At 72.7% G+C, this 12,191-nt stretch carries 12 protein-coding genes; 5 read left to right on the forward strand and 7 right to left on the reverse strand.

Going from position 1 to position 12,191, the window contains the following annotated elements:
* Positions 1-76: 76 nt before the first annotated feature.
* From B6R96_RS29110 to B6R96_RS29135, 6 genes are all read right to left on the reverse strand, one after another.
* Positions 77-352, reverse strand: a complete 276-nt coding sequence (locus tag B6R96_RS29110; RefSeq protein ID WP_081524072.1) for a hypothetical protein — start codon at positions 350-352, stop codon at positions 77-79.
* A 187-nt stretch (positions 353-539) separates the two neighbouring features.
* Positions 540-1,370, reverse strand: a complete 831-nt coding sequence (locus B6R96_RS29115; protein ID WP_030388496.1) for a LytR/AlgR family response regulator transcription factor — start codon at positions 1,368-1,370, stop codon at positions 540-542.
* Positions 1,371-1,485: 115 nt separating this feature from the next.
* Positions 1,486-2,430: an SCO0930 family lipoprotein gene (locus B6R96_RS29120; protein ID WP_053702177.1), complete on the reverse strand. Its 945-nt coding sequence runs from the start codon at positions 2,428-2,430 to the stop codon at positions 1,486-1,488.
* Between the two features lie 117 nt (positions 2,431-2,547).
* Complete coding sequence (locus B6R96_RS29125; protein WP_081524073.1) at positions 2,548-3,579, reverse strand: GDSL-type esterase/lipase family protein; 1,032 nt, start codon at positions 3,577-3,579, stop codon at positions 2,548-2,550.
* A complete protein-coding gene (locus tag B6R96_RS29130; RefSeq protein ID WP_081524074.1) occupies positions 3,576-4,391 on the reverse strand; it encodes an SDR family NAD(P)-dependent oxidoreductase in 816 nt (271 codons plus the stop codon). Before B6R96_RS29130 ends, B6R96_RS29125 begins: the two co-directional genes overlap by 4 nt.
* Positions 4,388-5,512, reverse strand: a complete 1,125-nt coding sequence (locus tag B6R96_RS29135; protein ID WP_081524075.1) for an LLM class flavin-dependent oxidoreductase — start codon at positions 5,510-5,512, stop codon at positions 4,388-4,390. The genes B6R96_RS29130 and B6R96_RS29135 overlap by 4 nt, the downstream gene beginning before the upstream one ends.
* Positions 5,513-5,836: 324 nt before the next feature.
* On the opposite strand from B6R96_RS29135, the gene B6R96_RS29140 reads away from it, so the two are divergent.
* Together B6R96_RS29140 and B6R96_RS29145 are read left to right on the forward strand one after the other, a co-directional pair.
* Positions 5,837-7,327, forward strand: coding sequence for an amino acid permease (locus B6R96_RS29140; RefSeq protein WP_081524076.1), 1,491 nt, complete (start codon positions 5,837-5,839; stop codon positions 7,325-7,327).
* A gap of 10 nt (positions 7,328-7,337) precedes the next feature.
* Positions 7,338-7,793: an Lrp/AsnC family transcriptional regulator gene (locus tag B6R96_RS29145; protein ID WP_030027017.1), complete on the forward strand. Its 456-nt coding sequence runs from the start codon at positions 7,338-7,340 to the stop codon at positions 7,791-7,793.
* 48 nt (positions 7,794-7,841) lie between these two features.
* Here B6R96_RS29145 and B6R96_RS29150 read toward each other — a convergent pair whose 3' ends face one another.
* Positions 7,842-8,546 (reverse strand): GNAT family N-acetyltransferase, encoded by a 705-nt coding sequence (locus tag B6R96_RS29150; RefSeq protein ID WP_081524077.1) that lies wholly within the window; start codon positions 8,544-8,546, stop codon positions 7,842-7,844.
* 406 nt (positions 8,547-8,952) lie between these two features.
* On the opposite strand from B6R96_RS29150, the gene B6R96_RS29155 reads away from it, so the two are divergent.
* The 3 genes from B6R96_RS29155 (at position 8,953) to B6R96_RS29165 (ending at position 12,109) form a co-directional block, all read left to right on the forward strand.
* Positions 8,953-9,357, forward strand: coding sequence for a hypothetical protein (locus B6R96_RS29155; protein ID WP_081524078.1), 405 nt, complete (start codon positions 8,953-8,955; stop codon positions 9,355-9,357).
* Positions 9,358-9,568: 211 nt separating this feature from the next.
* Positions 9,569-10,369: a carbon-nitrogen hydrolase family protein gene (locus B6R96_RS29160; RefSeq protein ID WP_081524079.1), complete on the forward strand. Its 801-nt coding sequence runs from the start codon at positions 9,569-9,571 to the stop codon at positions 10,367-10,369.
* A gap of 42 nt (positions 10,370-10,411) precedes the next feature.
* Positions 10,412-12,109: a flavin monoamine oxidase family protein gene (locus B6R96_RS29165; protein ID WP_030388506.1), complete on the forward strand. Its 1,698-nt coding sequence runs from the start codon at positions 10,412-10,414 to the stop codon at positions 12,107-12,109.
* The last annotated feature ends 82 nt before the right edge of the window (positions 12,110-12,191 follow it).

The following is a 12,191-nucleotide window of genomic DNA, read 5'->3' on the forward strand; positions in this document are numbered from 1 at the left end:
ACCGGGCGACAGGCCCGATTCGGACCGCCCGCCGGACCCGTCGCAGAGCAGGGCGCAGAGCAGGTCGCCGAACAGGTCACAGAGCCGGGTCGCGGTGCTCCGCACAGTCGCGCAGGGCGATCTCCAGCTCCACGTACGACTCCTCCGCGCGCCGGAACGCCAGCGTCAGGGCGGCCTCCGCGCGCGGCGGCACCTGCTCGCGGACCCCCTCGCGGGCCTCGTACACGACGTCCGCCCAGCGGGCGGCGGCACTGCGCAGCCGCGCCAGCAGCACCTCGGCCTCGGCGGGCCCGCCGGGCCGGGCACGGGGCAGCCCGCTCAGGGCGTCGACCAGCGCCTGGATCTCGGACATCTCGCTCCTCCCGCGCCGGAAGATCCACGATACGCAGGGGCCGCGATCCGCGAGGGCCGATCGGACGAGCGGTGCGGCCGACGGCTCCGGCGGATCGCCGTACGCCCCTCCCGGCGCGACGAACGGCACCGCGGAGCGCCGGACGGTCGCGGACGAAGGCCCCGCGGCGCCCGCGCGGCGGCCGGTTTCAGCCGGTCGCCTGCCGCATCAGGAGGTCGCGCAGCTCCCGCGCGTGCCGACGGCTCACCTGGAGCTCCGCCGCCCCCACCCGCACGCTCGTGGTCCCGGCCTCCAGCCGCAGCTCGTCGATCCGGGCCAGCGCCACCAGGTGCCGGCGGTGGATCCGTACGAACCCGCGCGCCGCCCAGCGCTCCTCCAGCGTGGACACCGGGATCCGGACCAGGTGGCTGCCCTCGTCGGTGTGCAGGCGCGCATAGTCGCCCTGTGCCTCGACGTAGGAGATGTCCGCGATCGCCACGAAGCGGGTGACCCCGCCCAGTTCGACGGCGATCTGGTCGGACGCGCGGTCGGCGACCGTGACCTCGGTGACCGGACGGCGCGGCGCCACCGCCGCGCCCGCCACCGGCACCTCGGCGGCCGCCGCCGGAGCCGCGGCCTCCTCGGAGCGGCCCAGCTGCTCGCAGGCCCGCCGGACGGCCTCGGCCAGCCGCTCCGGGCGCACGGGCTTCAGTACGTAGTCCACGGCCTTGAGGTCGAAGGCCTGCACGGCGAAACCCTCGTGGGCGGTGACGAACACGATCAGCGGCGGCCGAGCGAACCCGGCCAGCAGCCGGGCGATGTCCAGCCCGGTCAGCCCGGCCATGTGGATGTCCAGGAAGACCACGTCGATGCCGTCGGCCCCGCCGGGGCCGGACTCCAGCGCGCGGGTGACCCGGCGCAGGGCCTCGGTGGCGTCCGAGGCACCCTCCGCGCTGCGCACCCGGGGGTCCGAGCGCAGCAGGTAGAGGAGTTCCTCCAGGAGCGGCTTCTCGTCGTCGACGGCCAGTACGCGCAGCATGCGGCCGAGTCTAGAGAGGACCGCGTGCGGGTGGAACGGGCAAAGGGCGCGGCCCCGCCCAGGGGGGATGTGGGCGGGGCCGCGCGAACGGGGTGGGGGGAGTCGGGGGCGGGGACTACTGGACGGTGATGAGCTTGCCGTCGGGGGACACGGCGTACCAGGTGCCGCCCACGCCCTGGCCGTTGACGTCGCCGGGCTTCTTGTCACCGGTGAAGGTGTAGACGGGCCAGCAGTCGACGCTCTGCTGCTTCTGGCCGTCCGGGCGGTTGAGCACCGTGTAGTTCTTCTCGACGATCCCCTTGTCCTTGGCCTTCTCCAGCGGCGCGACGACCGGCCACTTGGCGAGGCAGTCGCCCACGCACTTGGAGGTCATCGGCCACTGGGTGTCCGGCTTGAACCGGTAGACGGTCATGCCCTTGCCGTCGACGATGTGGTCGCCCAGCTTGGGGTCCTTGGCCACCGACAGCTTCCCGTCGGCCTCGGCGGCGCCGCCCTCGGGGGCCGGGGCCGGGGCCGCGGCGTCCGCCTTCGCGGCCTTCTTCCCGTCGGGCCCGAACGCGAACCACACCCCGCCGACGCCCTGGCCGTTCACGTCACCGGCCTTGGTGTCCTTGTTGAAGCGGTACGCGGGCCAGCCGGCCACCGTCAGCTGCTTGCTGCCGTCGGTGCGTACGACCTCGCCCAGCAGCGCCGGGTCCATGCCGGCGGCGGCGGTGACATCGCCCGCGGCGACGACCGGCCAGGTCTTCTCGCAGTCCCCGTCGCAGTTGGACTTCGGCGGCTTGGCGGTGTCCTTGTCGAAGCGGTACAGGGTGAGACCGGCGCTGTCGGTGAGGATCTGGCCGAGCTTGTCGTCGGGGGCGGCGGTCAGCTGCCCGGCCGGCTTGGCGCCCGCGGCGCCGTCGGCGGCGGCCGGGGCCTGCCCGTAGTCCTGGGCGGCTGCGGCCCCGACCGGCTTGGTCGTGTCCGCGGCCTTGTCGTCCGTCGGGCCGCAGGCCGTCGCCGCCAGGACGACGACGATCGCGGCCGTGGCCAGGGTGGTTCCGCGCTTGATGCCCATCTTGATCTCTCCCACTTCGGTGTCCTTCGTGTCCGCCACCGGGGTGGCGTCAACTCTGCCCAGGACACGCCGCGGTGGGCGGGATCTGTTCAACCCGGCCGGTGTGGGCTGTTTCACTCACCCCACGCCGAACCCGGTGCGCCGCAGAGCCGTGGCCACAGCGAGGCCGAGCACCTGGTGTCCGCTGTCGTTGGGGTGCAGCCCGTCCGCCAGGTGCTCGGGACCGAGCAGGTCCCGGCCCGGGAGCACGGCCAACCGGTCGTCCCCGGCGGCGATCCGGTCCCGGGTGGCGCGCTCCATCGCGTCGCGCAGGGCGCCCAGGGTGGCGCCGAGCTTGTTGGGGGTGCGCTCGGCGTCCGGCCGCAGGACGGGGGAGACCAGCAGGATCGGGGTCCGCGGGTGGCCCTGGCGGACCAGTTCGAGGAAGGCGCGCGTGGTCTCGTACAGCAGGGGCGCCGAAAAGGGCACCCGGGACCAGCAGTTGGTGCCGAAGGCGAGGGTGAGCACGTCGGCGGGCAGGCCCGCGAGCTGCTCGGCGGTGGTCAGTTCACCGCGCGCGGCGCCCGCATAGCCGAGGTTGACGGTGTCCCAGCCGAGCGCCCGGCCGGTGACGGCGGGCCAGCCGTGCGCGGGGCGGGTGGACCACCAGCCCTCGGTGATGGAGTCGCCGTGCACCACCCAGCGCGGGGCGGGCGGCGCCGGGGCGAGCGGGCCGCCGATCCCGCGCAGACCGAGGATCAGCGGGGACTGGGTCTCCGGCGGGTGGACGGTGAACGGGCCGCTTCCGCCGCCCAGGCCGATCCGTACGACGGCCTCCGGGGCCGGATCGGTGAACACCTCGCTGACCACCCCGTGCCGGTCCCACAGCGCGAAGCCGTGCGCCAGGTCCCGCAGTGCGTCGGTGGGGCCGGGCACGGTCGCCCGGTAGCGGATCTCGACCGCCCGCGCGGTCTCGGTGGTGAACTCCAGCCGGACCCCGATGGGCAGGGTGGAGCGCTCGCCGGTGTCCCAGGGCAGGCGCATGGTGTCCGCCGGGTCGGCGCGCACCGGGCGCCCCCGGTCGAGCCAGGCGACCCCGCGCAGGAAGGGCTGCGCGTCCTGCCACGGCGACGGCTCGTCAGGGCCGCCCACCGGCTCCGGTGGTCTCACAGGTCGCCTCCGATCGTCGGGTACGGGAACTTCACGCCCACCCCGCCGTCCACCACGAGTGTCTGCCCCGTGATGTACGAGGCCAGCGGCGAGGCCAGGAAGTACAGGGCGGCCGCGATGTCCGCGGTCTCGGCGACCCGGCCCAGCGGGGCGTTCTCCGCGTTGCGCCGCCGCCCCTCGGTGCCCAGCAGCGCGGCGACCCGCGGGGTCCACACCACCCCCGGTGCCACCGCGTTCACCCGTACCCCGCGCGGACCCAGTTCCACCGCCGCGGAGCGCACCAATGCCATCAGCGCGGCCTTCGCGGCCCCGTACGCCGCGTGCCGCGGGGCGGCGGTCAGCCCGGACACGGAGGCCACGAAGACCAGCGGGCCGCCGCCGGCGGCCGCGACGGCCCCGCCGCCGTACTGGACGGCCAGCCGGGCGTGCCGCAGGACGATGTCGAAGTGCCAGTCCCAGCCGGCGTCGTCCAGCTCGGACAGGGCCGCGTACCGGGCCGCGCCGACGATGTCGACCACCCCGCCCACCGGGCCGCCCAGCAGTCCCGGGGCCTCCAGGAAGAGGTCGCGCACGTCGTCGCGGCGGGTCACGTCGCAGCGGTACGGGAGGCCTCCGGTCTCGGCGGCGACGGCCGCGGCCCGGTCCCCGTCGAGGTCCACGCAGAGCACGCGGGCGCCGCCGGCGGCGAGCGCGTGGGCGCTCTGGCGTCCGATGCCGTTGCCGGCGCCGAGCAGGACCAGGCGGCGGCCGTCGAGGCGGTGCAGGGCCGCGTAGTCGGGCACGGGGGAGGAGTCGAGCGGTTCGGGGTTCATGCGCCGGTCGCCCGGGGCACGTAGCGGGCCAGTTCCGGAATGACTTCCTTGCCCAGGATCTCGATCGTCCGCAGGATCTCGCGGTGTTCCAGGTAGCCCCACTGCACGTAGCAGATCAGCTGGTCCACGCCGAGGTCCGCGTACCGCTTGGCCTTGCCGACGATCGTCTCGGCGTCCCCGATGAGGATCATGTCCCCGTCGCTGAACTCCCGTACGGGTACGTCCCCTTCGAGGATCGGGCCCAGCAGGGGGAAAGCCCGCTCGCGCTCCTCGGCCGGCAGGTGCGGCAGTTCCCACTCCAGCGTGAACCGGGCCAGGTTCGCGTACCACCAGGCCACCGAGTCCCACACGCGGGGGCCCGGCCGGGCGCCGGGGGCCGTCGCGTGGACGAGGGTGTAGGCGCTGACCCGGTCGGTGGTCACATCGGTGAGCGGGCGCGGGTCGCGGGCGGCAGCCCGGTACGCGGCCACCTGCCGGGCCATGGCCTCCAGCGGCTGCATGATCGAGAACGACAGCAGCCCGAGCCCGGCGGCCCCGGCCACCTCGGCGGAGCCGGGGGAGGTGGCCGCCATCCAGGCCGGGGGGTGCGGGTCCTGCACGGGCTTCGGGGTCACCATCCGGCGCGGGAAGCGGAACCGTTCGGAGGCGTACTCGAAGTACTCCTCCCGCCACATCCCGGTCACGATCCCGATCGCCTCGCGCCAGTCCTGGCGGGACCGCTCCCGGTCCACCCCGAAGGCCGCCTGCTCCATCGGGGTGGAGCGCCCGGTGCCCCACTCCACGCGGCCCCCGGACAGCACGTCCACGGTGGCGACCTTCTCCGCGATGCGCTGCGGCGGGGTGAAGCCGAAGGGGGTCAGGGTCACGCCGAAGCCGAGCCGGATCCGCTCGGTCAGCGCGGCGAGGTGTCCCAGGAGCACCTCGGGGGCCGGGCAGTGCGAGCGCCCCTCGCGGAAGTGGTGCTCGACCGCCCACACCGTGCGGAACCCCATCCGGTCGGCGAGCCGGATCTGCTCCACGGCCTCCCGGTAGGCCCGCTGCTCGGCGCTGCGCTGGCCGTGCGGATGGGCCCCGGGCCACGGCCTCGGCACGTCGATCTCGTAGAGCACGTCCAGATCCATGGCGGCACGCTGCGGCAGATCTGACGAAGTGTCAAGAAAAGGGGTACGGAGCGGCCAGCGCAGCGATCGATCATCCCTACGCAACAAACGACTGTCAGTGACCGATCCGCGCAACGATCGTGCGCCAATGTGCAAGGATGGTGCATTACGGGCGGTATCACTCAGCTCGTAGGCTCACTCGCTGTACGTGGAGTGGCGCGGATCGCCTGCTCGGCGGTCCCCCCTGGCGCAGACCCTTCTTTCGACGGGCCCTGCCCTGCTCCGGATCGTCGCGGTCGACGCCTCCCCTGACCTCCCCGATCCGCAGTGACAAGGAGTCCCCTCGTGCTCGACCACGGCCAGGCGCCACCGCTCGCCTCCGAGGCCCGCAGGCCCGCCAACCCGCTGCTCCGCCGCAAGCCGGTGGAACAGCTGGTCTCCGAGGGCGGCCAGGGCGAGGGCGGCGCGCTCAAGCGGTCGCTCACCATGTGGCAGCTGACCATGATCAGCATCGGCGCGACCCTGGGCACCGGCATCTTCGTCGTCCTCGGCGAAGCCACCCCGATCGCCGGCCCGGCCGTCTTCATCGCCTTCATCGTCGCGGGCCTGACCGCGCTCTTCTCGGCGCTCTCCTACGCCGAGCTCGCGGGCTCCATCCCCGTCTCCGGCTCCTCGTACTCCTACGCCTACGCCACCATGGGCGAGCTCATAGCCTGGGTCTGCGGCTGGTGCCTGATCCTGGAGTACGGCGTCTCCGTCGCGGCCGTCGCCGTCGGCTGGGGCCAGTACCTCAACGAGCTGCTCGACGGCACCCTCGGCATCACCATCCCCGAGGGCTTCTCCGCCCCGCTGGGCGAGGGCGGCTACATCAACATGCCCGCCCTGGTCGTGGTCCTGCTCTGCATGGTCTTCCTGCTCCGCGGGGCCAAGGAGAGCGCCCGGATCAACTCGATCATGGTCGCCGTCAAGATCGTGACGCTGGTCCTCTTCTGCGTCATCGGCTTCATGGGCATCAAGGCCGGCAACTACACCCCGCTGGCCCCGCTCGGCGTCACCGCCATCAGCACCGCCGCCTCCATGCTCTTCTTCTCGTACATCGGCTTCGACGCCGCCTCCACCGCCGGTGAGGAAGCCAAGAACCCGAAGAAGGACCTGCCGCGCGCGATCATGCTCTCGCTCGCCATCGTCACCGCGATCTACTGCCTCGTCGCCCTGGTCGCCGTCGGCGCCATGCCGTGGCAGGAGTTCGAGGGCAGCGAGGCCGCCCTGGCCCAGATCATGGAGAACGTCACCGGACACTCCTTCTGGAGCGTCATCCTCGCCGCGGGCGCCGTCGTCGCCATCGCCAGCGTCGTCTTCGCCGTCCTCTACGGCCAGACCCGCATCCTCTTCGCGATGTCCCGCGACGGCCTGATGCCCAAGGCCTTCGCCAAGGTCGACCCGAAGTCCGGCACGCCCCGCGTCAACACGATCATCGTCTGCCTCTTCTGCGGGCTGCTCGCCGCCTTCATCCCGCTGGGCGAGCTGGCGAACGCCACCAGCATCGGCACGCTCTTCGCCTTCGCCCTGGTCAACGTGGCCGTCATCATCCTGCGCAAGACCCGCCCGGAGATGAACCGCACCTTCAAGGTCGCGCTCTTCCCCGTCACCCCGATCATCGGCTTCCTGCTCTGCGCCTACCTGATGACCGAGCTGCCGGGAATCACCTGGCTGGTCTTCGGTGGCTGGATGCTCGCCGGGCTCGTGATCTACTTCTTCTACGGCATGCGCCGCTCCAGCCTGGCCACTGTGGCCGCCCCGGCCGTCACGGCCGAGGAGGCCGCTGAACAGAAGTGATTCACCCCCCGTGCGACTGAACGATCTCGACGAACGCATCGTGCACGCCCTCGCCGAGGACGCCCGCCGCTCCTACGCGGACATCGGCTCCGAGGTCGGGCTCTCCGCCCCCGCCGTCAAGCGGCGCGTGGACCGGCTGCGCGCCGAAGGCGCCATCACCGGCTTCACCGTGCGCGTGGACCCGGCCGCCATGGGCTGGGAGACCGAGGGCTTCATCGAGATCTACTGTCGCCACAACACCTCGCCGGACGACATCCGGCGAGGACTGGAGAGATACCCCGAGGTGGTGTCCGCGTCGACCGTCACCGGCGACGCGGACGCCCTCGTCCAGATCTTCGCCTCCGACATGCGCCACTTCGAGCGGGTCCTGGAGCGCATCGCGGGCGAGCCCTTCGTGGAACGCACCAAGTCCGTGCTCGTGCTCTCCCCGCTGCTCCGCCGCTTCACCTCGGGCGCACCGGCCTGAGGTGCGGCCTCGGGCGCGCGCCGGCCCGAGCCCGCACCCGCACCCCGCTCAGGGGGTGCGCAGGCCCAGGAAGAAGGGGCTGCGGCGCAGGGTGAAGCCCATCGACTCGTAGAGCCGCACCGCCCCCGTGTTCGACGCCGCCGCGTGCAGGAACGGGCTGTCCCCGCGCTCGCGGGCCGCCGCCGCGACCGCGCGCACCAGCCGGCCCGCCAGACCCCGGCCCCGGTGGTCCGGGTGCGTGCACACCGCGCTGATCTCCGACCAGCCCGCCGGCCGCATCCGCTCCCCGGCCATCGCCACCAGCCGGCCCTCGTGACGGATCCCGAGGTACGTGCCCAGCTCGACCGTCCGGTCGAGGAACGGGCCCGGCCTGGTCAGCCCCACGAGCTCCAGCATCTCCGGTACGTCACCGGGCCCCAGCGGCACCGCCTCCGGCGCGGCCTCGGCCCGTACCGCCCGGCCGTCCAGCTGCACGCCCGCGAGCGTCACCAGCGTCTGCCACCCCGGCGGCGGGGTCGGCAGCCCGGTCAGCCAGACCTCCTCCCCGGGGCCGGCCAGCGCGGCCAGGTCCGCCCACGCCCGCGGGTCCTCGGGATCGGCGAGAGCCGAGAAGGGGGCCGTGTCCAGCGCGTAGCGGGCCGCCAGACCCGCGGGCCCGAACGCGGCGAAACCGCGGTGCGGGCCCGTCAGCGCGGCCCAGACCGGGTTCTCGAGTACTTCACTGCCGCACAGCGTGCCGGTCTCGGGGGACATGGGAAAGGACTCCTTCCGGAAGGCGACGGCGACCGGGCCCGACCGCCTTCTTGACGGCCCCGGGCGCCGCCACGAGACTGCGGGGGACGGCCACGACGGACCGGGCCCGCCACCGGAAGCCTAACCAGCACCGGTCGGGGGCGGCCGAGGACAGGACGGGGGGTGGGCGGACGTGGACACAGCCGCAACGGCGGACCCGCACAGGCACCCGTACCCCCGTCCGCACACGCACCCCCGGGCCCTGCGGAGCTGGCGGCTCACCCGGCGCCTGCACATCGACCTCCTGCGGGTGTGCAGCGCATTCGGCCCGCGCGGCTGACCCCCCACAGAGACGAGTGACCCGGACCGGGCGTGCGCACCGCGCCGCCCGGGGCCCCGCCGTGCAGTCCTCCACCCCGGGAGAGTCATGTCGCACCCCGTCCTGCCCCGCACCCGCACCGCCTCGCCCCGTACCGGCCCGGCCCCCGCCCCCCGCGGCCGCATCGGCGCCGGCTTCTCACCGGTCCCGCACCGCTACCACCTCTACCTCCGCGCCGACTGTCTGCCTTCGCAGCAGGTCACCACCGCCCTCACCGCCCTCGGGCTGGCCGACTCGATCACCGCCACCGTCCTCGGCGCGGACCCCGACAGCACCGGGTACACCGCGCTGCGCCTGGCCTACGAGGCCACCGGCCACCACTTCGACGGCGCCCTCACCATCCCCGCCCTCGTCGACACCTGGAGCGGCCGCGTCGTCTCCGACCACACCCCAGATATCCTCGACGACCTGCGCTTCCTCGCCGGCCACCCGGCCTTCCGCACGGGCGCGTAGCGGGGGCCGGCCGGGGGCCGCGCAGGGGTCGCCCAGGGGTCGCAGGGGGGCCATGACGGGGGCCGCGGGGCGTCCGCGCAACGAATCGCCGTGTCGGCCGCAGAACACGCAACGAATCGATGCGCTGAGCGCAACGCTCACGGCTTGTCGGGGTCGAACGCGCGAACGTACCGTTTTATGACCCCCTCCCCGCCTGTCACAGAGGTAGCCCATGCCCCCGCTGCGCACCGCCCTCCTCCAGAGCTCCGGCGTTCTCGGCGACACCGCCGAGAACCTCAAGGCGCTCGACGAGGCAGCGGCGCGCGCCGCACAGAGCGGGGCCGGGCTGCTCGTGACCTCGGAGATGTTCCTGACCGGCTACGCGCTGGACCTCCAGGACATCCCCGGCCTCGCCGAACCGGCCGACGGCCCCAGCGCACAGGCCATCGGCGAGATCGCCCGCCGCCACCGGGTCGCCGTCCTCTACGGCTACCCCGAGAGCGCGGACGGCGCCGTCTACAACGCCGCCCAGCTCATCGGCCCCGACGGCACGGCGCTGGCGAACTACCGCAAGACCCACCTCTTCGGCTGCTTCGAACAGGACGCCTTCACCCCCGGCGACATCCCCGTCGTCCAGGCGGACCTGAACGGCCTCCGCATCGGCATCATGATCTGCTACGACGTGGAGTTCCCCGAGAACGTCCGGGCGCACGCGCTCGCCGGCACCGACCTCCTCCTGGTGCCGACCGCGCAGATGCACCCGTTCCAGTTCGTCGCCGAACAGCTGGTGCCCGTACGGGCCTTCGAAAACCAGATGTACATCGCGTACGTCAACCGCACCGGCCCGGAAGGCGAGTTCGAGTTCGTCGGACTCAGCTGCCTGGCGAGCCCCGACGGGGTCACCCGGACCCGGGCCGGACGCGGCGAGGAGCTGGTGTTCGGCGAGGCCGATCCCGAGCTGCTGTCGGCCTCGCGCGAGAACAACCCGTACCTGCGCGACCGCCGACCCGGGCTCTACGCCTCCCTCGTCTAAGACCTCTCTTCCCCCAGCCCTGCCGCAAGGAGACGTACCCCCATGACGTCCACGGTGCCCACCACCGCCGTCCCGCACAGCGACGGACAGCCGCCGATCACCATGTTCGGCCCGGACTTCCCGTACGCCTACGACGACTTCCTCGCCCACCCGGCCGGCCTCGGCCAGATACCGGCGACCGAGCTCGGCACCGAGGTCGCCGTCATCGGCGGCGGGCTGTCCGGCATCATCTCGGCGTACGAGCTGATGAAGATGGGCCTGAAGCCCGTCGTGTACGAGGCCGACCAGATCGGCGGCCGCCTGCGCACCGTCGGCTTCGAGGGCGCCGGCACCGAGGAGCTGACCGCGGAGATGGGCGCCATGCGCTTCCCGCCGTCCTCCACGGCCCTGCAGCACTACATCGACCTCGTCGGCCTGGTCACCGAGCCCTTCCCGAACCCGCTCGCCGAGTCGACCCCCTCGACGGTCGTCGACCTCAAGGGCGAGACGCACTACGCCGAGACGATCGCGGACCTCCCGCAGATCTACCGCGACGTGTCCGCCGCGTGGAACGCCTGCCTCGACGAGGGCGCCGACTTCTCCGACATGAACACCGCGATGCGCGAGCGGGACGTCCCGCGCATCCGCGAGATCTGGGCCAAGCTCGTCGAGAAGCTCGACGACGAGACCTTCTACGGCTTCCTCTGCAAGTCCGAGGCCTTCAAGTCCTTCCGCAAGCGCGAGATCTTCGGCCAGGTCGGCTTCGGCACGGGGGGCTGGGACACCGACTTCCCGAACTCCATCCTGGAGATCCTGCGCGTCGTCTACACCGAGGCCGACGACCACCACCGCGGCATCGTGGGCGGCTCCCAGCAGCTGCCGATGCGCCTGTGGGAGCGCGAGCCCGAGAAGATCGTGCACTGGGCCCAGGGCACGTCCCTGTCCACCCTGCACGACGGCACCCCGCGCCCGGCGGTCACCCGCCTGCACCGCACGGCCGGCAACCGCATCACGGTCACCGACTCCTCCGGCGACATCCGCACGTACCGCGCCGCGATCTTCACGGCCCAGTCCTGGATGCTGCTGTCGCAGATCGAGTGCGACGACACGCTGTTCCCGATCGACCACTGGACGGCGATCGAGCGCACCCACTACATGGAGTCGTCCAAGCTGTTCGTCCCCGTCGACCGGCCGTTCTGGCTCGACAAGGACGAGGAGACGGGTCGCGACGTCATGTCGATGACCCTCACGGACCGCATGACCCGCGGCACGTACCTCCTGGACAACGGCCCGGACAAGCCCGCCGTCATCTGCCTCTCGTACACCTGGTGCGACGACAGCCTGAAGTGGCTGCCGCTGTCCGCGAACGAGCGGATGGAGGTCATGCTGAAGTCCCTCGGCGAGATCTACCCGAAGGTCGACATCCGCCGCCACATCATCGGCAACCCGGTCACCGTGTCCTGGGAGAACGAGCCCTACTTCATGGGCGCGTTCAAGGCCAACCTCCCGGGCCACTACCGCTACCAGCGCCGCCTGTTCACCCACTTCATGCAGGACCGCCTCCCCGAGGACAAGCGCGGCATCTTCCTCGCGGGCGACGACATCTCCTGGACGGCCGGCTGGGCCGAGGGCGCGGTCCAGACCGCCCTCAACGCCGTCTGGGGCGTCATGCACCACCTCGGCGGGTCCACGGACTCCACCAACCCGGGCCCGGGCGACGTCTACGACGAGATCGCCCCGGTCGAACTCCCCGAGGACTGACCCCGAGGGCATCAAGGCCACGGGCCGTTCCCCGCGCGAGCAGCGCGGGGAACGGCCCGTTCTCATGTCCGCCGTCGCCGTC

The organism is Streptomyces sp. Sge12 (assembly GCF_002080455.1).
GTDB lineage: Bacteria > Actinomycetota > Actinomycetes > Streptomycetales > Streptomycetaceae > Streptomyces.